At 31.6% G+C, this 21,652-nt stretch carries 18 protein-coding genes; 1 reads left to right on the forward strand and 17 read right to left on the reverse strand.

The window, feature by feature from the left end; all coding sequences use genetic code 11:
• Positions 1-29 precede the first annotated feature (29 nt).
• The 9 genes from HMPREF0072_RS03895 to rpiB all read right to left on the reverse strand — a co-directional run bounded on the left by HMPREF0072_RS03895 (position 30) and on the right by rpiB (position 9,947).
• Positions 30-308, reverse strand: coding sequence for an HU family DNA-binding protein (locus HMPREF0072_RS03895; protein WP_004827512.1), 279 nt, complete (start codon positions 306-308; stop codon positions 30-32).
• An 80-nt stretch (positions 309-388) separates the two neighbouring features.
• Entirely contained in the window at positions 389-1,297 is a 909-nt protein-coding gene (locus tag HMPREF0072_RS03900) for a SurA N-terminal domain-containing protein (protein ID WP_004827513.1), read from the reverse strand.
• Complete coding sequence (locus HMPREF0072_RS03905; protein WP_004827514.1) at positions 1,269-2,300, reverse strand: peptidylprolyl isomerase; 1,032 nt, start codon at positions 2,298-2,300, stop codon at positions 1,269-1,271. Before HMPREF0072_RS03905 ends, HMPREF0072_RS03900 begins: the two co-directional genes overlap by 29 nt.
• Complete coding sequence (gene mfd / locus HMPREF0072_RS03910) at positions 2,300-5,788, reverse strand: transcription-repair coupling factor (protein ID WP_004827515.1); 3,489 nt, start codon at positions 5,786-5,788, stop codon at positions 2,300-2,302. Before mfd ends, HMPREF0072_RS03905 begins: the two co-directional genes overlap by 1 nt.
• Positions 5,781-6,368: an aminoacyl-tRNA hydrolase gene (gene pth, locus HMPREF0072_RS03915; RefSeq protein WP_004827516.1), complete on the reverse strand. Its 588-nt coding sequence runs from the start codon at positions 6,366-6,368 to the stop codon at positions 5,781-5,783. Before pth ends, mfd begins: the two co-directional genes overlap by 8 nt.
• The gene (locus tag HMPREF0072_RS03920) at positions 6,368-7,351 is read right to left on the reverse strand and encodes a ribose-phosphate diphosphokinase (protein WP_004827517.1); all 984 of its coding nucleotides are present in this window, start codon (positions 7,349-7,351) and stop codon (positions 6,368-6,370) included. The genes pth and HMPREF0072_RS03920 overlap by 1 nt, the downstream gene beginning before the upstream one ends.
• A gap of 2 nt (positions 7,352-7,353) precedes the next feature.
• Positions 7,354-8,739, reverse strand: a complete 1,386-nt coding sequence (gene glmU / locus HMPREF0072_RS03925) for a bifunctional UDP-N-acetylglucosamine diphosphorylase/glucosamine-1-phosphate N-acetyltransferase GlmU (RefSeq protein ID WP_004827518.1) — start codon at positions 8,737-8,739, stop codon at positions 7,354-7,356.
• A gap of 1 nt (position 8,740) precedes the next feature.
• A complete protein-coding gene (deoD, locus tag HMPREF0072_RS03930) occupies positions 8,741-9,460 on the reverse strand; it encodes a purine-nucleoside phosphorylase (protein WP_004827519.1) in 720 nt (239 codons plus the stop codon).
• A 43-nt stretch (positions 9,461-9,503) separates the two neighbouring features.
• Complete coding sequence (gene rpiB, locus HMPREF0072_RS03935; RefSeq protein WP_004827520.1) at positions 9,504-9,947, reverse strand: ribose 5-phosphate isomerase B; 444 nt, start codon at positions 9,945-9,947, stop codon at positions 9,504-9,506.
• 148 nt (positions 9,948-10,095) lie between these two features.
• Here rpiB and murC point away from each other — a divergent pair, with 148 nt between their 5' ends.
• Positions 10,096-11,502 (forward strand): UDP-N-acetylmuramate--L-alanine ligase, encoded by a 1,407-nt coding sequence (gene murC / locus HMPREF0072_RS03940; RefSeq protein WP_004827521.1) that lies wholly within the window; start codon positions 10,096-10,098, stop codon positions 11,500-11,502.
• A gap of 61 nt (positions 11,503-11,563) precedes the next feature.
• Here murC and HMPREF0072_RS03945 read toward each other — a convergent pair whose 3' ends face one another.
• The 8 genes from HMPREF0072_RS03945 to HMPREF0072_RS03980 all read right to left on the reverse strand — a co-directional run bounded on the left by HMPREF0072_RS03945 (position 11,564) and on the right by HMPREF0072_RS03980 (position 21,650).
• On the reverse strand, positions 11,564-11,914 hold the full coding sequence (locus tag HMPREF0072_RS03945; RefSeq protein WP_004827522.1) for a type II toxin-antitoxin system PemK/MazF family toxin: 351 nt from the start codon (positions 11,912-11,914) through the stop codon (positions 11,564-11,566).
• Positions 11,904-13,022 (reverse strand): alanine racemase, encoded by a 1,119-nt coding sequence (alr, locus tag HMPREF0072_RS03950; protein ID WP_004827523.1) that lies wholly within the window; start codon positions 13,020-13,022, stop codon positions 11,904-11,906. The genes HMPREF0072_RS03945 and alr overlap by 11 nt, the downstream gene beginning before the upstream one ends.
• A 2-nt stretch (positions 13,023-13,024) precedes the next feature.
• Positions 13,025-14,203, reverse strand: coding sequence for an NAD(P)H-hydrate dehydratase (locus HMPREF0072_RS03955; RefSeq protein WP_039931090.1), 1,179 nt, complete (start codon positions 14,201-14,203; stop codon positions 13,025-13,027).
• 136 nt (positions 14,204-14,339) lie between these two features.
• Positions 14,340-15,758: an Asp-tRNA(Asn)/Glu-tRNA(Gln) amidotransferase subunit GatB gene (gene gatB, locus HMPREF0072_RS03960; protein ID WP_004827525.1), complete on the reverse strand. Its 1,419-nt coding sequence runs from the start codon at positions 15,756-15,758 to the stop codon at positions 14,340-14,342.
• The gene (gatA, locus tag HMPREF0072_RS03965) at positions 15,748-17,160 is read right to left on the reverse strand and encodes an Asp-tRNA(Asn)/Glu-tRNA(Gln) amidotransferase subunit GatA (protein ID WP_039931093.1); all 1,413 of its coding nucleotides are present in this window, start codon (positions 17,158-17,160) and stop codon (positions 15,748-15,750) included. Before gatA ends, gatB begins: the two co-directional genes overlap by 11 nt.
• Before the next feature lie 8 nt (positions 17,161-17,168).
• Positions 17,169-17,447: an Asp-tRNA(Asn)/Glu-tRNA(Gln) amidotransferase subunit GatC gene (gatC, locus tag HMPREF0072_RS03970; RefSeq protein ID WP_004827527.1), complete on the reverse strand. Its 279-nt coding sequence runs from the start codon at positions 17,445-17,447 to the stop codon at positions 17,169-17,171.
• A 1-nt stretch (position 17,448) separates the two neighbouring features.
• Complete coding sequence (gene ligA / locus HMPREF0072_RS03975) at positions 17,449-19,452, reverse strand: NAD-dependent DNA ligase LigA (protein WP_004827528.1); 2,004 nt, start codon at positions 19,450-19,452, stop codon at positions 17,449-17,451.
• 2 nt (positions 19,453-19,454) lie between these two features.
• Positions 19,455-21,650 (reverse strand): ATP-dependent helicase, encoded by a 2,196-nt coding sequence (locus HMPREF0072_RS03980; protein WP_004827529.1) that lies wholly within the window; start codon positions 21,648-21,650, stop codon positions 19,455-19,457.
• Positions 21,651-21,652: the final 2 nt, after the last annotated feature.

Below are 21,652 nucleotides of genomic sequence, written 5' to 3' on the forward strand. Positions count from 1 at the left end.
TCCGGTTTTTAAATTTCTAAAATATTTTCTTATTTATTAACAGCTTCTTTAAGAGTTTTACCAGCTTTGAATACTGGAGCTTTTGAAGCTGGGATTTGGATTACTTCTTCAGGTTTTCTTGGGTTTCTACCTTCTCTAGCTTTTCTGTCTCTAACTTCGAATGTACCAAATCCAACAAGTTGAACTTTGTCACCTTTTACAAGGGCTTCTTGAACTGTTTCTAAAAATGCGTTTAATGCTTTTTCAGATTCAACTTTTTTAAGACCACTTTTTTCTGATATGCTATTTAATAATTCTGATTTATTCATATTTCCTCCTATAAATCAACATGATTTCTGTTTAACTCTAAATTGATTATACATAACAAATTCAATAATTTCAAGCTTTATCAAATAAAAACCTTAATTTTTGCCGATTTTACTAATTTATTTAGGTAATCATCGTAGGCATCTTTAAGATATTTATCTTTTGTTTGCATTAATAACTCATTTTCATTCTCATTGTATGAGTTAATCATCAATATCATAAACTTGTTATTATCTTCAAATATGTCACTAACCTTATCCTTTTCTTTTAATTTTGATTTTACTAAAAGAGGATCATCTATATATACAAAGTCTGAATTTATAACATCAAAATTTTTAACAGGACTTTTTAAAGCCTGTCTGAAATCGACCTGATTTTTAATCTTAGCCTTAACTTCTTCGCAAGCTTCTTTAGTATCAAAAACTAATACATTATACTTATACATCTTGTGAAGCTCTTCATTTGCTTTGTAATATTGAAGTATCTCTGAATCCTTAATCTTATTATGGGTTAAGAAATACTCATAGTGCATTTTTCTAATTGAGTCGTTGAAAATTACATCGGAGAAATCAGCTTCACTCATATTTAATGCTTTTATGTTAGCCTTAAGTGAATTTTTATCTCCCAACTCTTTTTCCATATCACTTCTTAGTTTATTTGCAGTATTATCATCAATTTCTATTTTTTTATCTGCCAGGTCATTTAACATAACCTGGTCTTTTATCATTGAATCTAATAAATCATCTCTAAGAATTTCTTTATTTGTCTTGCCCTTAGCATTTTTGGATTCTAGATAAGAATCACCATATTTTTTTGTATAAAAAGCAAGATAAAATTCTAATTCCTTATCAAATGATTGCTTAGCGATTGATTTCCCATCAACTATGGCAATAGAATTTGCTTCGTCCTTGCTCTTAGCGCAAGATGCTAATAAGCAAATACAAGTACATAAAGATAATATACTAATTATTACCTTTTTTATCTTTTTCATCTTCTTTATTTTCTTCAGCTTTATCTTCTTTAGTATCTACTTTTTTATCTTCTGTAGCTTTTTCTGCTTCCTTCTTTTCAGCTATAGTTGCTTCTGTAACAACATTCGCTTTCTTGTTAAGCTCTTTGATATAGTCTGAATATTTCTTATCATTTAAGGCTTTAGTAATTGCCTCTTTGTTATCTTCAATTGAATCAGCAATCTTATTTACCTTTATAATATGATATCCGAATTGAGTCTTAACTGGACCAGATATTTCCCCTTCTTTTAGAGAGAATGCAGCATCTTCAAATTCTTTTACCATTTGGCCTCTTGAAAAAGTTCCTAACTCGCCGCCATTAGCTGCATTAGCTGTATCTTTTGAGTATTCTTTTGCAAGAGCGGCAAAGTCTGCTCCCTTATCAAGCTTATCTTTTACTTCTTTTGCTGTTTTTTCGTCTGCTACAAGAATATGTGAAGCATCACGCTTAGCAAATTTATCTTTATTATCTTCGTAATATTGTTTAATCTCTTCTTCTGTTACAGGATGTTCTTTTTCAAACCATTCTCTATGTTTTTTATACATCAAATCTTTTTTAACAGTTTCTTTAAACTTTTCTACATCCATATTGTAATCATCAAGCATCTTGTCAAATTGTTCTTGACCACCAAATTGTTTAACTGAATTTAAGAATGCATCATTAACTTCTTTATCAGAAATTTCAATTTTATTAGCCTTCATATCGTCAGCAATTAATTTGTCTTGAACCATCATTTGAACAATTGAGTTCTTCAAATTTTGTCTACTAGCAAGCATTGATCCGTAGAAACTCATCTCAGCCTTGTAAGCATCCTTTGAAATCTTTTCACCATTTACAATAGCGATAGTTCCCTTATCTAGTTCTTTAATATCACTAGCTTTTTCTTCCATTTTCGAATCTTTTTTGTTGTCATTTGCTTGATTTCCACAAGCGCCTAGCACCATTGTTGATGCTAACATTGCGATTAATAATTTCTTTTTCATTATTTACTCCTTATTTTCTTAATTGTATCTAAAAGTTCGTATGTGTCAAGTAATTTAGTCTTTATTGCAGGAATTATAAATGCTGGTTTGTCAGATAAATCTAGGCTCATCACCCCCTTGTAGGTTTCATTTATATATTTTAATTCTTCAAATGTAAAATTATCCTTACTTGCAAAAAATAAATATATGCTATTATTAATTTCTCTTATTTCAGTGAAACCATTTTCTGAAGCGATAGCTTTAATAAGAGATACATACATTATATTATCCACTATTACAGGAATATCTCCATAAACATCAATCAATTCTTCAACCAAAGCATCGTAATCACTTTTATCATTTATATTTGCTATACGATTGTAAATTTCAATTTTTTGCGAAGAATCATTGATATAGGAATTTGGAATATATGCATCTATTTTTATATCAATGAAAGTTTGGTTTTCTAATTTAATTTTAACTTCCTTGCCTGATGCTTTTTCAACAGCTTCTTGAAGGAATTTTACGTAAAGGTCATAACCAACAGCTTCAACATGACCAGATTGACTTTCACCTAAGAGATTTCCTGCTCCTCTTAATTCCAAGTCTTTCATTGCTATTTTATAACCAGAACCAAAATCCGAAAAATCTCTTATGGATTTTAATCTCTTTTCTCCAATCTCGGTCAAAATTTTTCCTGACCTGTAAGTAAAATAAGCATAAGATGATCTGTATCCCCTTCCTATTCTACCTTTCAACTGATAAAGCTGAGATAAACCCATTAAGTCTGAATCATAGATTACTATGGTATTAACATTTTTTATATCCATACCCGTTTCTATAATTGTTGTCGCAAGTAGTATATCTATCTTGCCATCTATGAAATCCATCATGATATTTTCGATTTGTCTAGGACTCATCTGCCCATGGACAATCTCAATGCTGGCTTCTGGAACTAAATCTTTTATTTTCAAAAATAATTTTTCTATGTCATTTACCCTGTTATAAACAAAGTAAACTTGACCATTTCTATTTATTTCCTTAAGTATAGCATCTCTTATTATTCCAGAATCAAATTCTAAAACATAAGTATTTACAGGAAGTCTTTCTTCAGGAGGATCATCTAGAGTTGATAAATCCCTTATACCTGATAAGGACATCTGAAGCGTCCTTGGAATTGGTGTTGCAGAAAGAGTTAACACATCAATTGATGCCTTGAATTTTTTGAATTTTTCCTTATGCTTTACGCCAAATCTTTGCTCTTCATCTATAATTAATAGCCCCAATTTGTTAAACTTAACATCATCAGACAACAGCCTATGAGTTCCAACAACAATATCAATTTTGCCAGACTTTATATCTTTTAATATCTTATCATCCTTAGCCTTGGTATTAAACCTGGATAACATAGCACAAGTAATTGGGAAATCCTTAAACCTTTCTACCATTGTATGATAATGTTGGTTGGCAAGAATTGTGGTTGGCACAAGAAAGGCAACCTGATATCCATCCATGATAGCTTTAAAAGCAGCTCTTAAAGCTACTTCAGTTTTGCCATAACCTACATCACCACATAACAACCTATCCATAGGATTTTCGCTTTCCATATCAGCTTTGATCTCCTCAATACTTCTTAATTGAGAAAAAGTCTCATCATATGGAAAGGAATTTTCAAACTCTACCTGCCAAGTAGTATCCTTAGAAAAAGCATGCCCCTTTTCTTTGGCTCTTTTTGCATATAATTTTACTAAATCATCAGCTATTTCATCAACTGCTTTTTTTGCTCTTTGCTTTGATTTTTGCCACTGTAGAGAGCCTAGAGCAGATAGTTTTGGTTTTTCTCCCCTATTACCAATGTATTTACTAACCAAGTTCATTTGATCTACAGGTATGTAAAGCTTATCGTTTCCTCTATATTCTATTAATATAAAATCTTTTTCAACATCATTTCTCTCAATTTTTGTAAGCCCTTTATAAATTCCAATCCCATTGTTCTCGTGAACAACATAATCGCCTATCTCTAAATCTGAATAATTTATAATATTCTTAGATGATACTTTTTTGCGGTTATTCTTTTTAGAACTAGTCTTACCAAAAACCTCTTTACTTGTAAATACGAAAAGATCTACATCTTTGATATAGTATCCTTCACTGGAATTTTTATCAGAAATAATGATTGGTGTTTTGTCAAAGTCTGTGGAATTTTCCTCAAAACCAGCAAGCAAAAAGTCGTGATCGATAAAACTTTTTAATAGATTTTCTTTTCTAGACTTAGAACCTGCAAATACATAAACTTTTTTATCTCTTTTTGCTAGATCAATACTTGTTCTTATGAAATTTTCTATATCCTTATTAAAATTTTCTGCTTCTATTGTCTTTAAATCGATAATTTTCCTTGGTGAAAATAATTTTGTTCTTTTAAGGATAGATGTGAAATTTATAATTGATTTTTCCGATATATTTTTATATATCTCACTACTATCTAACAAATAATTAGCAAAACTACCAAAGACTTCACCATTTTCCATTTGATAGGTTAAATCTTCTAAGAATTTTTCATCATCTTTTGTGACAGACTCATAAATCCTTGAAATATCATCAAAAATAAAGATAGTTCCAGCTGGTAGGTAGTCAATAAAGCTTGAATAATTTTCTGTTCTATAGGCATTAATCAAGTCTTTATTTGCAACATACATTTTTTGATCTAAAAAAGAAATAATTTGCTTATACTTATCTACTAGCTTTTGATCTTTTGTATTAGTAACTTCTTTCTTGTCTATATCATTAGAAATAGCCTTAATTACTTTTTTATAGTCATCAGAATCGTATAAAAGTTCATTGGCTGGGCCTATCTCTACGTTTTTTATTTTCTTTATTGTTCTTTGGGTATTTTTATCAAAGATTCTTATAGAATCAACTTCATCATCAAAAAGCTCAATCCTAACTGGGTCTTCATAATTAATTGGCCAAATATCAATTATTGAACCTCTTTTTGCAAAGTCACCTCTTTCCTCTACAAAATCTGTTGAATTATAATTAAGAGCACTAAGACTGTTAATAAAATCATCGACATCTATTATGCTCTCTTCATCTATAATAACAAAAGATTTGTTAAATCTATCTAAAGTCGTAAGTTTATTTTTTATTGCAGCAAAATTTGTAACTGTAATAAACTTTTCACCTTTTGACAAACTAATCAAACATTCCAATCTTTGATTGATTTTTTTATCATCAATTGATTTGATATTATAAAAGTTGGTATCTAAGTCGGGATAAAGTTTAGCTTTAGCAGAAATTTGATTTATATCCTGCAAAAACTTTTCAGATCTTTTAGGATTATCTGTTATAAAGACCACATTTTCTCCAAGCAATTCAAAGATAGCCAGAGCAAGATGAGCCTTAATACCATCAGTTAAAGCTTGGATATATAGTGGAGAATAGTCTTTAAGTCCGTATTTAATTTTTTTAATCTGATCAACGTTAATTAATTGTTCAATTAATTTATTCATTATTATTTTCTACCAGTTTGACTGAATTACACTTGTTCATTGCCATATCTATATCTTCTTTTAGAATAATTTCAATCCCCTTGGCAGCAAGTCTAATTTCATCTTCGAGTATACTTACTTCATCTTTGGAAAAGCCACTTAAAACAAAGTTTGCTAAGTCCCATTTTTCTGGTTTTTTTCCTATAGAAACCTTAATTCGTGGGAATTTATCATCTTGTATTTGATAAATAATTGATTTCATACCATTGTGACTGCCTGCTGAACCCTTTTTTCTAATTCTAACAGTGCCAAAGTCAATATCAATATCGTCATAAATTACAATAAGTTTATCTATATCAAACTTATAAAAGTTTCTTAATTCTCTTACAGCCTCGCCTGAATTATTCATATAGGTTTGAGGTTTTATGAGCATGACTTTATGGCCAGAAATTTCTCCCTGACCATATAGTGATTTAAATTTTAATTTTCTTACATCTATATTATATTTGTTCGCCAAATAATCAATAGTCATAAAACCGACATTATGTCTAGTATTTTCATATTGTAATCCAGGGTTACCTAATCCTACAATATAATACATTATTCTATAACCGTAAACAGACCACTTATTGATTCGTAAGTATTGATTCTGTTAATAGCTTCAGCTAAAAGTGGTGCTATTGATAGCTGAGTAATCTTGTCAATTTTCTTCTCTTCTGGCAAGGCAATTGTATCGGTAATTACAACTTCCTTAACAGATGGTTTTTGTAGTTTTGTAATAGCATCACCTGAGAATACTCCATGAGTTGCAACTAGATAAACATCCTTAGCTCCATTTTCTACTAGATAATCTGCTGCATTTGTAATAGTACCAGCTGTATCAATCATATCATCAACAATTATAGCATGTTTGCCCTTAAAATCTCCGATTACAGACATAACTTCGGATACATTAGGCATTGGTCTTCTTTTTTCTATAATGGCTATAGGAAGCTTGAGATAATCGGCAAATTCTCTAGCACGTCTTACACCACCTAAGTCAGGACTTACTACTACAAATTCTTCTGGTTTATCAAAGGCAAATGATTGAAAATGTGTTGAAAGAAGTCTAATAGCAGAAAAATGGTCAACAGGAATATCAAAATAACCTTGAATTTGACCTGCGTGAAGATCCATGGTTATAACCCTATCAGCACCTGAAACAGTAAGAAGATTTGCTACAAGTTTTGCTGTAATAGGTTCTCTTCCCCTAGTTTTTCTATCTTGTCTTGCATAGCCATAGTAAGGGATAACTGCATTAATATAGCCAGCAGAAGCTCTCTTACATGCATCAATCATTATTAATAATTCCATTAGATTATCATTGGTTGGATTTGATGTAGGTTGAACTATAAAAACATCTTTTCCCCTGATTGATTCATTAATCTTTATACTGATTTCACCATCTTTAAATTTATTGATATCAGCCTTAGTGAGTTCGATTCCAAGGTTTTTTGCAACACTTTCTGCTAATTTAATATTTGAATTGCCTGTTAATAACTTCAATTCCCCTCTTTGAATGTATTTGTTTCCTTTAGATGACATTTTTACTCCTTATGATTTTTATCTCTTTCCTTTTTTCTTTCAACATAACCCTTAATATGTTTTTGTTCTGCCCTTTCGATTATTAGTTCGCCCGAACTAACATCTTCGGTAATAGTAGAACCAGCTGCAACAAAACCTTCCTTCTCGACTTTTACTGGTGCAACTATGTTTGCATTTGATCCAATAAAAGCGCCGTCTCCTATGATTGACCTATGCTTAAATTTGCCGTCATAGTTTACAAAAACTACACCGCAACCAACATTTACATCCTTACCAAGATCACTATCACCAATATAAGCAAGATGACCTGCCTTGGTACCTTCACCAAGTCTTGAATTTTTAACTTCAACAAAATTGCCGATGTGAACTCCCCTGCCTATATGAGAATTTGGTCTTATCCTAGAGTATGGGCCAATGTTACTATTTTCTTCCATGTAGCAGTCTTCAATGACAGCATTATCAACCCTAACATTATCTTCGATTGTCGAATTGATTATCCTTGTAGAGCCATCAATTAAACAAGACTTGCCTATCTTAGAGTTTCCATAAATTTTTACAAAACCTGATATAACAGTATCGCTTCCAATTTCAACGCCTTCTTCAATGAAAGTAGTATCTGGGCTTTCAATTACTACACCATTTAACATATGTTTTTTATTAATTCGATTTTGTAAAATTTTGCTTGCCTTATAAAGTTCATACTTATTATTAATACCGTAAAACTCATCACAATCATTACTTACAAAAGCTGTGACTATCTTGTTTTCACTTTTTAGAACACCTATACAATCGGTTAGGTAAAGTTCATTTTGATCATTGTTTGAATCAATTTTAGCGAGTGCTTCTTTCAAATCCTGAGCCTTAAAAATATAAATTCCAACATTAATCTCATTTATATTTTCTTGACCATCATTTAGGTCTCTATCCTCTGTTATTCTTATAAAGTTATCATTATCGTCTCTGATAATTCTTCCGTATCCCTTAGGATTATCTATTTTAGTAGAAAGTATAGTGCAAGAAGAATTAGTCTTAGCATGGTAAGCAATAAGATTCTCAAGAGATTCTTTCTTTATTAGTGGAATATCACCATTCAAAATTAGTACTTGGTCATTGTCTTCTATATAATCTAAGGCAAGACTAGCTGCGTAACCGGTACCATAAGGAATACCTGGTCCAATTTTTTGCTCAACTATTGTTACATCTGGGAATAACTCTTTAAGTTTATCTTTGTTTTTTCCTGCAATAATAATAGTTTCTGATTGATTAAAATCACTTGCATTTTTTACGTATTTTATAATTTCTTTATTTATCAACTTGTGAAGAACCTTAGAAGTTTCTGATTTCATTCTTGTTCCTTCACCAGCAGCCATTATTATAGTTTTAATCATCCTAACCTTCTGCCACCTCTAAGGCAAGTTGCATCATATTAGTATATGATTTTTGCCTATTTTCTGCACTATCCGAAACATTTTCTATCAGAGAATCAGAGATAGTAAAAATACCCAAGGCTTTTTTCCCATGTTTTCTTGCTGCCATAAATAGACCATAAGATTCCATTTCAACACATAGGATCCCATATTTTCGTAAATTTTCAAAAACTTTAGGCTCCATATTGTTATAAAATTGGTCTGATGAATGAACTTGACCACAGTGGGTCCTATATCCTAATTCTCTTGATTTCTCAACTGCTTTAACTAGCAAATCAAAATCTGGATTTACAGAGAAATGTATATTTCCAAATAAATTATCATTTATTGATGATTCAGAACAAGCAGATTGCGCTATTACAATATCATGTAGTTTAACATCTTCTTGCATTGAACCTGCTGTGCCTACTCTTATTATGCAATCAACATCATAAAAATCGAAAAGCTCATTAAAATAAATCATAGAAGATGGGATGCCCATTCCACTTCCCATTACTGATACTCTTTTACCCTTATAGTAACCAGTAAATCCTAGCATGCCTCGAGTTTCATTAAATTGTGTTACATCTTCAAGGAAATTATCAGCTATATACTTAGCTCTCAATGGATCTCCCGGCATTAACACAGTTTTTGCTATTTGATCTTTGCTTGTAGCCGATATGTGCGGTGTTGGTATTGTCATATATACTCCTTTTTCATAAACAAAAATAGAGACTCAAAAAGTCTCAATTTTCCTCTTCTATTTTACAAATTTTATCTACGCGTCTTTGATGGCGTCCACCCTCAAATGGAGTTTTTGCAAACTCTTCTACTATCATTTTACATAGCTCGCTTCCAATAACTCTAGCTCCAATACATAATACATTAGCATTGTTATGTGCCCTACTCATCTTTGCTGAAAATGGTTCAGAAACACAAGCAGCTCTAATTCCTTTGATCTTGTTTGCAGAAATAGACATGCCTAAGCCTGTACCACAAATTAGAATAGCAAAATCAGCTTCGTTATTGATAACTTTTTCACAAGCTTTGACAGCAAAATCACTATAGTCACAAGATTCTTTATCATATGTACCTACATGGACAACTTCATGTCCAAGCTCTTGAAGTTTTTCGCAAACAGCAGGCTGTAAATCAATACCACCATGATCATTAGCTATAACAAATTTCATGGTTCCTCCTTTTAACTTTACATTCTAATATAAATATACGTCATCTATTCTTATATTTAAAGTAGAACTTGACAAGTTTTCAATATTAAATATGGTATAATATAATAAATATACTTAAAGACTGAACTATTAAGGAGATTATAAATATATGTTTGAATTTAATTTAGATGGACACGATTATAAATACGTTCATTTTATTGGTATAGGTGGTATTTCAATGAGTGGACTTGCCCATCTATTGTTTGAAAAGGGTTATAAGGTTACAGGATCTGATAGAAGCGAATCAGATACAGTTAAAATTTTAAAAAATCTTGGCATAGAAGTTTATATTGGTCAAAGAAAAGAAAATATTAAAAATCCTGACCTTGTCGTATATACAGATGCAATAGCTGATGATAACGAAGAATTAATTGAAGCTAAAAAACTTGATGCTCCTGTTGTTACAAGAGGCGTATTCTTAGGTGCCCTAATGAGAAATTATAAGAACTCTATTGCAATTTCGGGCTCTCATGGTAAATCAACAACAACCAGTATGATTTCAAAAATTTTATTACATTCAGATGAAAATCCTACTATCCTTCTTGGTGGTATTTTAGACGATATGAAGGGTAATGTTAAAGTTGGTAATGAAGATTTCCTAGTAACTGAAGCTTGTGAATATAAGGGTAACATCAGATATTATTTTCCACAAACAGTTATTATTTTAAATATTGATGAAGACCACTTAGATTATTATAAAGATTTAAATGATATAGTTAACACCTTTAAAGAATACCTAAGAAACCAAGATGAAAATTCAAAGACTATTTTAAATCTTAATGAAGAAAACAATAAACTAATCCTTGATGCTGTCCAAGGTGATCTTATTACTTATGGTCAGGAAAATCCTGATGCTGATTATTACGCAACCAATATAAATTTTGATGAAGTTGGTAGACCAAGTTTTGACCTAATGATGAAAAATGGCGATGTTGAGCATTTTAAACTTGGTGTAATTGGAAGACATAATATAAACAACGCTATGGCTTCAATTATTGCAACTTATGAAAATGGGATTGATATTAATACAATTAGAGAAAATATACTAAAATACACAGGTCTTGATAGAAGGATGCAAATCATTGGTCATGTAAACAAGACAACAATAATGACAGACTATGGTCATCATCCATCTGAAATTTTAGTGACTTTAGATGCATTAAAAGAGCATACTAAGGGTAGATTAATATGTGTTTGGCAACCACACACATATTCAAGAACCAAAACCTTGTTTAATGATTTCTTAAATAGTTTTAATTCTGCCGATGAAATAATAGTTACAGATATTTATGCAGCTAGAGAAAAATTCGACCCTACTATCCATTCCAAGGATGTTGTTGATGCAATGGTTAAGAAAGGGCTAAATGCCAAATATATCTCAACTTTCGAAGAAGCTAGAGATTATATATACACAATAATAAAAGATGATGACCTTGTAATAACCACAGGATGTGGAAACCCAGATAAACTTGCAAAAATGATTGTAGAAGACCAAAAAAATCTTGTAAATATCTAAAAACTATTTAATAGCCAAATAAAAACCAGTCACATAAGCAAATGCTTATATGGCTGGTTTTTTAGTCTTGTGCAAGGGCAAGTGATATTGTCATTGCCTCATCTATTTTGTTCATTATATCTACAGAAAAAGTTCCAATTTTTTCCCTAAGTCTTTTTTTATCAATAGTCCTTAATTGCTCCATCAATGCCACAGAATTTTTAGGAAGACCATATTTGTTTCCTTTTAGTTTAACGTGGGTTGGAAGTTTAGCCTTATTCATTTGACTTGTGACTGGAGCAACAATTATTGTAGGTGAATATTTATTGCCTACATCATTTTGTACAACTATAACAGGTCTTACCCCTCCCTGTTCGCTACCGACTACAGGAGAAAGATCTGCATAATATAAGTCTCCTCTTTTAACTTTCATATATTTCTCCTAAATAATCGCGTCTTGCTATAACCATTCCTTCTTTTATATAAATCCTTTTAACTCTCATAGATATATTTGTCATAAGCTCATAGGATATAGTTCCGATAAGATTAGCATCCTTATCTATTTCTTTGTAAATTTCTACCCTATCGCCTATTTTAACGTCAAGGCCTGTTACATCGACCATCATCTGATCCATACATACTCTACCCAAAACCTTGCAACCATAACCGTTTATGTAAACTTTACCCATGTTTGAAAAAGCCCTACAATAACCATCTGCATAACCTATTGCGACGGTTGCTACTTTCATAGGTTTACTACTTACAAAGGTTCTTCCATATGAAATCGGCGTCCCTTTATCAATATTTTTTATAAAATGCACAAAAGAGTAAAGCTTAAATGTTTTTTCAAGTTTTATTTCAGTATTATCCCTGACAACTTCTGATGGATATAGGCCATAAAGGCATATGCCTATCCTATACATATCTTTAAAAATCTTCTGCCTAATTGTCCCAGCAGAGTTGGCAAGATGAACAAATTCTAAATCAAAATCATTTTTTATCTGTTCAATTATATAGTCGAAAATCTCTTCTTGCTTCTCAGTGAAGCTATTATCCTCTTCATCAGCGGTTGAGAAATGGCTAAAGGCTGAAATTATCTTGATATTACTTAAGGTCTTTAATTGCCTAATATTTTCAATTTGGTCAGCTCTAAATCCTATTCTGCCGTGCCCTGTATCCAAGACAAGATGAGCCTTAAGCTTGTAACCGAGTTTATCAATTTCTTTGGCAAGGCCTAAATCATAAACTGAAATATCAATATCATTTTCAAAACATTTACTAATATCATCCAAGCCAACATAGCCTAAAATGAGGATTGGTTTTTTTATACCAGCCCTTCTTAACAAAATTCCTTCACTTAATCTAGCTACAGCAAAATAATCTACCAAATCTTCTATTTCTCTGCCAACTATATCAGAACCTAGTCCATAGGCATTAGCTTTTACCACAGCACAAAATTTCGAACGATGATTTAAATTTTTTATTTTAATAATATTATTTCTAATTTTATCGATGTTTACTTCTAAATATGTTTCTTGCATAACTACCTCAAAAGTCGAATTGCTTTTGGTAAATAAGAGATTATATCACTCGCAATAAGAGATTCTTCACATAAGTAACTACTAGCTAGATCTCCAGCAAGAGAGTGAAGATAAACTCCTAGTTTTGCTGCATCAAATTCATTTAAAATTGGAAGCAGGCCTGATATCACGCCCGTCAAAACGTCCCCACTTCCAGCAGTTGCCATTCCAGGATTACCTAATTTATTTATATATAATTTGTCCCCATCAGTTACTAGGGTGTTTTCAGATTTTAAAACAAGTATTATCTCATATTTTTTTGCAAATTCCTTTGCAATTTTAATTCTTTCTTTATTTATTTCACTTATAGAAAGTCCAGTTAATCTTGAAAATTCCTTTAAATGGGGAGTTAAGATAATATTTTTCTTACTTAATACCGATTTATCTTTAGCTACCGCGTTTAATCCATCTGCATCAATAATAATTTTACCATTAAACTCATTAATTATATTACCTATTAACTTATTTAAGCTTGGATCTGTACCCATGCCTGGGCCTATAGCTAGGACATCCTTGTCATTTAAATATCCAAAAATCTGATCAAGTATATAATTATTATACTTTAAATTATAAGAATCAATAGTGTTTATAATAGGCTCGCAAGACTTAATCTGTAAAATTTTACTAATAGATGATGGAACCAGTAGATAAACGAGCCCTGCCCCTGCTCTGAGGCAAGCAGTTGAAGATAGAAAACAAGAACCGGACATGCCTTCTGATCCACCAAGTATAGCGACTTTTCCATAAGTGCCCTTATGGCTTTCTTTTTTTCTTTTAGGCAAAATATTTCTCATTTCATTTTCTATTGTAAGATTTGGTATCTCATTATTCATACAAACAGCTATGGCCTTACCATCATCATGAGAAATCGAAACTTCGCATTCGCATATTTCACCATCTATATAAATATACGGACGATTTTTTTCGTGTAAAACTTCAATCTTTGCTTCTTTAAGATATATGATGTCAAGATTGTAGGCTTTTATAACAGCCTCTTTTAAGGCAAAAATTCCCGCTAAAGTCTGATAAGGATTTTCTTTCTTAAAAGCATATGAAAGCTCATTTGAAGTGAAAATTTTCCTTAAAAATTTATCTGATTTTTCTTTTATTTTGCTTACTGAAATTATATCAATGCCTATCACTGAATACCCACCTTGTTTCAACTTCTTGTATGAATATTTTAGTTTTATTTATTTTAAATTCGGACTTTTCTACTAAAGAATGTTTGCATTTTAAATTATATTCTTAATTCGAAAAAGGGAAGTGTCCTCACACTTCCTATTCTCCTATCTTTTCTTTTAAAAGTTTATTGATTTCTTGAGGATTACCCTTACCCTTTGTTTTTTTCATAGCTTGACCAACCAAGAATCCAAAGGCTCTATCTTTTCCATTTTTGATATCTTCGATAGATTGAGGATTTTCTTTAAGAACTTCGACTACAATATCCTCTAAGAATGAAGAATCTGAGATTTGAAGAAGATTTCTCTCTTCTGCAAGTTTTTCTGGATCTTCGTTAGTAGTGTAGATATCTCTTAGAAGTTTTTTAGCCACATTATTGTTAACCTTATTTTCCTTAGCAAGATTAATCAATTTAGCAAAATTATCAACTGTTAATTTCATATTCTCAGCAGTTTCATCAGCTTCATTTAATCTTCTAGATAATTCTGTTAGAATCCAATTAGCAGTTGTATTTGGATCTTTTACAAGCCTATCTGTCTCTTCAAATAAATTAGCCAGATTTCTATCATGGCTTAAAAGATTTGCATCATACTCAGACAACTTGTAGTCTTTGATGTATCTTGCTTGTTTTTCGCTTGGTAATTCTGGCAGATGTTCCCTAATATGGTTAATAAACTCATCAGAAAGATAAATATCAGGAATATCACCATCAGCTGAGAATCTGTAGTCATTTCCGACTTCCTTATTTCTCATATGAATAGTCTTAAGCTCAATATCATCCCACCTTCTGGTTTCCTTAACACCAGTCTTACCTTCTTCCAAAAGTATTGTTTGTCTTTCGACCTCATAACTTAAGGCATTTTCTATAGCTCTTATTGAGTTGATATTTTTAATTTCAGCTATTTCGGTTCTAAGATTTAACTCTTCGTCTTTAATGTTGACATTTACATCCACACGCATAGAACCTTCAGCCATTATACAATCAGAAACTCCAAGGAATTTTAGAGTTGCTGCAAGATTTTCTACAAATTCTCTTGCCTCCTCTGGTGAAGATATGTCAGGATCTGTAACTATCTCTATTAGAGGTACCCCAGCTCTGTTATAATCCATAAGTACTGTGTCGTCATCATTGTGGTTTGATTTTCCAGTATCTTCTTCCATATGGATTTCCCTTATATTAATGTGTTTACCACTAGCAAGCTCCAAGTATCCTTCATAAGCATATGGCTTATCAAACTGGGTAAGCTGATAACCTTTAACTAAGTCTGGATAAAAATATTTTTTTCTATCGACCTTTTGTTCATTTCGGATTTTGCAATTAAAGGCAAGTCCTGCCATAACTGCATATTCTACAGCTCTTTTATTCATTTGTGGCAATGTGCCTGGATGACCTAGACAAATAGGACATACGTTTGTATTAGGTACTGCTCCGAATTCATTTTTACAGGAGCAAAACATTTTTGTATCTGTAGATAACTCAACGTGGATCTCAAGACCTATTATTGTTTTAGTTTTCATTTAATCTCCTTAAAAATTCTTCTCCGGCATTTAATAATTTGCTATCTTCGTTTGCATTTGCAATAAATTGAACAGAACCTGAAATTCCTTTTCTAACAGGAACAGATAATCCACACATTCCAGATAGATTTACAATAACGTTAAAACCGTCAGATTTAAAATCGCTTAATGGATCTTGGTAATCGTCATCTAAACTTGGTGGTAGGTTTGTAACTGTTGGGGTTATTATAAGATCATAAGTTTTAAATACTTCTTCTAGTTCTTGTTTGATTAACGTTCTTAATTTAAGACCTTGTCTGTAGACTCTTTGATTATCATCAGCAGATAAGTACATGGTTCCAAGAGCTATCCTTCTTTGAACTTCCTCACCAAGACCTTCTGATCTTGAATTTATAAATAATTCGTCAACTGATGTGTACTTATCACTTTGGTAACCAAACCTGATTCCATCAAATCTTGACATGTTAGATGATACTTCGCTTGACATAACAACATTATATACTGGATTAGCATATTTAGAATACTTAAGATTTATTGGAGAAAGGTCGGCTCCCAGCTTTTTAAGCTCATCTAGAGCGCTATTATAATCTTTTTCTACAGTAGAATCAATATCCATATGCATCTCATCATCTGATGGAATATAAGCAATTTTCTTTCCCTTAAAATCATAGGTATCCATCTCATACTTGTAATCATCAAGTCTTACGGTCATATCATGTTCATCTGGACCTTCTATAACTTGAGCGATAGTCCTAATATCTGCAACATTTTTTCCAAAAACTGAAACTTGATCTAAGGTGTTTGCCATTGAAACAACACCATTTCTACTTACCATAGAATAAGTTGGCTTATATCCAAGGATATTACAATAACTTGCAGGGCACCTTACAGATCCACCTGTATCAGTACCAAGGGCAATTAGCACATCTTCTTTTGCAACAGCTGCAGCTGATCCTGATGAAGAACCTCCAGTTAATCTTGTTTTATCAACTGGATTTTTAACAGGACCAAAATAAGAAGTTTTTCCTCTACCACCCATAGCAAATTCATCCATGTTGGTTTTAGCGATAATAATTGCATCTTCTGCTAAAAGATTTTCCACAACTTTTGCGTCAAACATAGGTCTAAAATTCTCCAGCATCTTTGATGCACAGGTCATATTCATATTTTTATATGAAATATTGTCCTTAACTGCAACAGCTATACCAAAAAGCGAACCAAGTTCTGCGCCACTCGCTAACTTTTCATCAAGCAGCTTAGCTCTTTTTAATGAATCTTCTTCATCAAAAGTAATATAGGCATTTGTATCATCGTTTTTGATTTTTTCAAGAATGTTTTTTGTATTCTCTTCTACACTAATTTCTCTATTTTTATATTTATCTATAATAGCCTTTATATCCATCATTGCTCCTATAGTTTCCAATCTAATCTAAAGTAACCAAACTCAGTATCTTTTGCATTTTCTAGTGCTTTTGACCTTGCAAGTGATTCTTTAGGTGTGTCTTCTCTAAATACAGCCTTATGATTTTTTATATATTCTGTCATCTCAACATCTTTTGTATCAACTTCAAAAATCTCTTCAATAAAACCTAAAACCCTGTTGAATTTATTTGCAATCACTTCTTTATCTTGATTTTCTAAACTTAAATGGCTAAGGTTGTAGATTCTCTCTACTTCTTTTACATCCATCCTATTCTCCTTTTAATTCAGATAAGAAACTATATAGCTTCTCATCTTCATATATTTCTACATTTAATTCTATAGCCTTATCTTTTTTTGATCCAGCTTTTTCTCCAGCAAGTACAATATCTGTATTTTTTGATACCGAACCTCTTACATTTGCTCCGTTATCCTCGAGCATCTTCTTAATATCATCTCTGTTATAACCATCAATAGTTCCAGTAATTACAAAGTTAATTCCATCTAATTTTTTTGAATCACTTGTGTTTTCTCTTGGATTATTGAGATTAATACCCTTAGATAAAAGTATATCTATAGATTCTACTATATTTTTATCGTGGAAAAATTCTACTATATTTTCACCAGTAATTTCACCAATATCATCAATTTCAATTAATTCATCTACTGTAGCATTTCTTAATTTATCAAATGATTTAAATTTGTTAGCCAAATCTCTAGCTGTTCTTTCGCCAACATTTGGGATACCGATGGCGTAAATGAAAGCATCTAAATCCCTATTTTTGCTATTATCTATTGAAGCTAATAGATTTTTAGCTTTTTTATGACCGAACCTTTCAAGTTTTATTAACTCGTCATAGGTTAAGTCATAAATATCATAAATTTCTTTTATGCTTAATTCTTCTATTAATTGACCAATTGTTTTTTCTGATAAGCCCTCAATATCCATAGCATTTCTTGATGCATAGTGTTCCATCCTAGCTAGAAGCTGAGGTGTGCAAGATATTGAATTAGGACAAACTATGTGGACCTTTTCTTGAATTAATTCACTATGACAATATGGACAATGAGTAGGTTTTTCTATTTTTATTGTGCCTGGTTGATTTTCATCAACTACTCCTAAGATTTCAGGTATTACATCATTTGACCTTCTTATAAAAACGTCTGATCCAATTTTTACTTTTTTTCTTTCGATATCATCATAGTTATTTAGGGTCGCTCTAGATACTGTAACTCCCGAAAAATCAACCGGTTCAAGAATAGCAGAAGGAGTTACTTTACCAGTCCTACCAACATTCCAAATAACATCAAGAAGTTTAGTTGTGAATTCTTCTGGTTCAAATTTAAAAGCTATTGACCACCTAGGGAATTTCTCAGTAACTCCCAGTACTTCTTGTGTTTTTTTATCGTTTATTTTTATAACAACTCCATCAGTTAAAACATCTAGAGTTTTTCTTTCTTCTTTTATACGTTCAAGTTCATTAATTATTTCATCAAGACTTGTAACTTTCTTGTGATAGGGATGAACATTTAATTTCATCTCTTTTAAAAACGATAACATTTCTTCTTCATTTTTAAAATTAATACTATTTGTTGGAACAGCATAGAAATATGCAGTTAAATGTCTTTTTGCTGTCTCCTTAGTATCTAGATTTCTAATAGCACCAGCCGCTGCATTTCTAGCATTCTTAAGCTGAGTTTCATTTTCTTTATTATACCTGTCTAACTCCGAAAGAGGCATAAGTGCTTCACCTTGAATTTCAAGTAAAGATTTTTCCTTAATGGTAAAAGGTATGGACCTTATAGTTTCTGCCTGAGCCTTAACTTGTTCACCAACTATTCCATTTCCACGTGTCGCAGCTGTTTTTAATATGCCATCTTCATAGGTCAAATTAATGGTAAGACCGTCAAATTTATATTCCATGACAAATTCTAAATTAGGTAAGCGCTCACCACTTGTACTTTCGTATGCTTCCTTAAGTCTTTTGCATCTTTCAATCCACTCTTTTATTTCATCGTAAGATTGAGCTTTATCTTGACTTAATAGTCTTGTTAGATGGTAATGTTTTTCAAATTTATCTAGAATTTGTCCCCCAACCCTATTAGTAGGTGAGTTTTCTGGAACATAAGCTAAATTTTTTTGTAATTTTATCAATTGATTATATAGCTTATCATACTCACCATCAGAAACTAGAGGCTTATCTAAAGTGTAGTAATGATAGTCTAGTTCATTTATTCTTTCAATTATTTTTTTAAGTTCATCTAATTTATTCATATCTATACCTTTTTAATTGGTGCATAGGCTTGGTTAAGTTTCTTAAGTCCTTTTTTATCAAAGGCAATTACAAGTTCATTTCCTTCTGGACTTTCCTTAACTTGGACGACCATTCCTCTTCCCCACTTGCTATGTTCAATAGTATCTCCTACCTGGTAGGTAGAGTCATCTTTCTTAAAGGCTTTTATCTTAAGGTCAAGAACAGATTGTCTGGTCTTTTCCCTCATATAATCTTCGTTCATTGCTTGCTCATAAGATTTGGATTTATAGTCAATATATTCCCTACTTGTTTCTTTTTTTATTAAATCTTTTATTTCATCGATAAAACGAGAAGGCTTGTAATATGTGACCTTGCCATAATTTCTTCGCATCTGAGCACTTGTCAAAAATAACTTTTCTTCAGCACGAGTGATTCCGACATAAAAAAGTCTTCTTTCTTCCTCAAGATTTCCCTCATCCAAACTCCTCTTGCTTGGAAATAATCCCTCATCAAGACCAACTATAAAGACAACTGGAAATTCGAGCCCCTTTGCCTGGTGCATAGTCATAAGTGAAATAGATTCATTATTTTCTTCAGTCTTATCAATATCAGATAAAAGGGATAGGTTTTCTAAGTAATCTCTTAAATCATCCTCAGGATTTGCCTCCTGGTAGTCAGCAGCTGAAGAAATAAATTCATTAATATTATCAACTCTTGCCCTATCTTCAACAAGAAGAGATTTTTCTAGCGACCTAAGATAGCCAGTCTTTTCTAACACTTCATTAATTAGATCAACTATCTTATATTTATCAACATTTATAAATATTTCCTCAAGAGGTTTATAGAATTTATCAGTGAGATTTTTTAACCTATCAGTCATTAAGATTGAAAAATTATCATCAGTAATTAAGTCAAGCATTGATATACCGTGACTAATGGCAATTTTTTCTATCTGATCTATTGATTTATCACCTATACCACGTTTTGGTTCGTTGATTATCCTCTTTAAACTAACATCGTCCTTGCTATTAACCAAAATATTTAGATAGGCAATTAAATCTTTAATTTCTTTCCTATCATAGAACTTTAGGCCGCCAACAACCTTATAGGCAATTAGATTTTTAAGGAGAGCTTCTTCGAAGGGCCTTGACTGGGCGTTGGTCCTATAAAGAATTGCCATATCACTTTCCTTGTAACCATCAGCTAATAAATTTTTAATAGTATCAATAACAAATTTACTTTCATCGCTTTCTATTGAGGTTTCCTTATATAAGACATCAGCTCCATCGCCATTTTCGGTCCAAAGATTTTTTTCTTTTCTTTCAAGGTTATTTGCAATTAAAACATTAGCGGTCTCTAAAATCTTAGATGTAGACCTATAATTCTGCTCAAGTTTAATAATCTTTGTATTCTTAAAGTCTTTTTCAAAACTGAGGATATTTCTAATATCAGCTCCCCTAAAAGAATAAATAGATTGATCAGCATCGCCTACTGCGACCACATTTTGTTTTTTACCAGCAATAAATCTTATTAGTTCATACTGTGAATTGTTTGTATCTTGAAACTCATCGACAAAAATATAATCAAACTTATTTTGATAATACCTAAGAGTTTCTGAATCTTTAACAAATAACTCCAAAACTTTCTCTATTAAGTCATCAAAATCAAGTGCATTATATTCGTATTTCTTTTTTTCATATTTCTTAAAAATTTCAGCGATTTCATCTGCATTTTGCATATAAAAATTCATTTTTAAAAAATCTTCCGGACTTATCGACTTATTTTTTGCATTCGAAATTATGCTTTGAGCAAGCCTTGGATTTATATCATCTTTGTAGCCTAGATCTTTTATGATGTCTCTTATAAGGGTTCTCTGGTCTTGGGTATCATAGATGGTAAAATTATTAGAATATCCAATCTTTTCAATATTCATCCTTAAAATTCTAGCACATATAGAGTGAAATGTACCAATCCATAAATAGGCAACATCCATGTCAAGTAAAGAGCTTACTCTTTCTTTCATCTCATTGGCTGCCTTATTGGTAAAGGTTATGGCTATAATATTTCTGGGATCTACAGATTCTTCTTTTATCTTATAGGCAATACTAGAAGTGAGCACTGAAGTTTTACCACTTCCAGCTCCAGCTAGCACCAAAAGAGGTCCATCCTTATGTAATACAGCTTCTTTCTGCCTGTCGTTTAACCTATCTAAATTCATCT

Source organism: Anaerococcus lactolyticus ATCC 51172 (assembly GCF_000156575.1).
In the GTDB taxonomy this organism is placed as follows: domain Bacteria; phylum Bacillota; class Clostridia; order Tissierellales; family Peptoniphilaceae; genus Anaerococcus; species Anaerococcus lactolyticus.

What these genes read in the sequence shown, in the direction of transcription:
- HMPREF0072_RS03895 (WP_004827512.1), bottom strand. Translation starts at nt 308, where the DNA reads ATGAATAAATCAGAATTATTAAATAGCATATCAGAAAAAAGTGGTCTT.
- HMPREF0072_RS03900 (WP_004827513.1), bottom strand. Translation starts at nt 1,297, where the DNA reads ATGAAAAAGATAAAAAAGGTAATAATTAGTATATTATCTTTATGTACT.
- HMPREF0072_RS03905 (WP_004827514.1), bottom strand. Translation starts at nt 2,300, where the DNA reads ATGAAAAAGAAATTATTAATCGCAATGTTAGCATCAACAATGGTGCTA.
- mfd (WP_004827515.1), bottom strand. Translation starts at nt 5,788, where the DNA reads ATGAATAAATTAATTGAACAATTAATTAACGTTGATCAGATTAAAAAA.
- pth (WP_004827516.1), bottom strand. Translation starts at nt 6,368, where the DNA reads ATGTATTATATTGTAGGATTAGGTAACCCTGGATTACAATATGAAAAT.
- HMPREF0072_RS03920 (WP_004827517.1), bottom strand. Translation starts at nt 7,351, where the DNA reads ATGTCATCTAAAGGAAACAAATACATTCAAAGAGGGGAATTGAAGTTA.
- glmU (WP_004827518.1), bottom strand. Translation starts at nt 8,739, where the DNA reads ATGATTAAAACTATAATAATGGCTGCTGGTGAAGGAACAAGAATGAAA.
- deoD (WP_004827519.1), bottom strand. Translation starts at nt 9,460, where the DNA reads ATGACAATACCAACACCGCACATATCGGCTACAAGCAAAGATCAAATA.
- rpiB (WP_004827520.1), bottom strand. Translation starts at nt 9,947, where the DNA reads ATGAAATTTGTTATAGCTAATGATCATGGTGGTATTGATTTACAGCCT.
- murC (WP_004827521.1), top strand. Translation starts at nt 10,096, where the DNA reads ATGTTTGAATTTAATTTAGATGGACACGATTATAAATACGTTCATTTT.
- HMPREF0072_RS03945 (WP_004827522.1), bottom strand. Translation starts at nt 11,914, where the DNA reads ATGAAAGTTAAAAGAGGAGACTTATATTATGCAGATCTTTCTCCTGTA.
- alr (WP_004827523.1), bottom strand. Translation starts at nt 13,022, where the DNA reads ATGCAAGAAACATATTTAGAAGTAAACATCGATAAAATTAGAAATAAT.
- gatB (WP_004827525.1), bottom strand. Translation starts at nt 15,758, where the DNA reads ATGAAAACTAAAACAATAATAGGTCTTGAGATCCACGTTGAGTTATCT.
- gatA (WP_039931093.1), bottom strand. Translation starts at nt 17,160, where the DNA reads ATGGATATAAAGGCTATTATAGATAAATATAAAAATAGAGAAATTAGT.
- gatC (WP_004827527.1), bottom strand. Translation starts at nt 17,447, where the DNA reads ATGGATGTAAAAGAAGTAGAGAGAATCTACAACCTTAGCCATTTAAGT.
- ligA (WP_004827528.1), bottom strand. Translation starts at nt 19,452, where the DNA reads ATGAATAAATTAGATGAACTTAAAAAAATAATTGAAAGAATAAATGAA.
- HMPREF0072_RS03980 (WP_004827529.1), bottom strand. Translation starts at nt 21,650, where the DNA reads ATGAATTTAGATAGGTTAAACGACAGGCAGAAAGAAGCTGTATTACAT.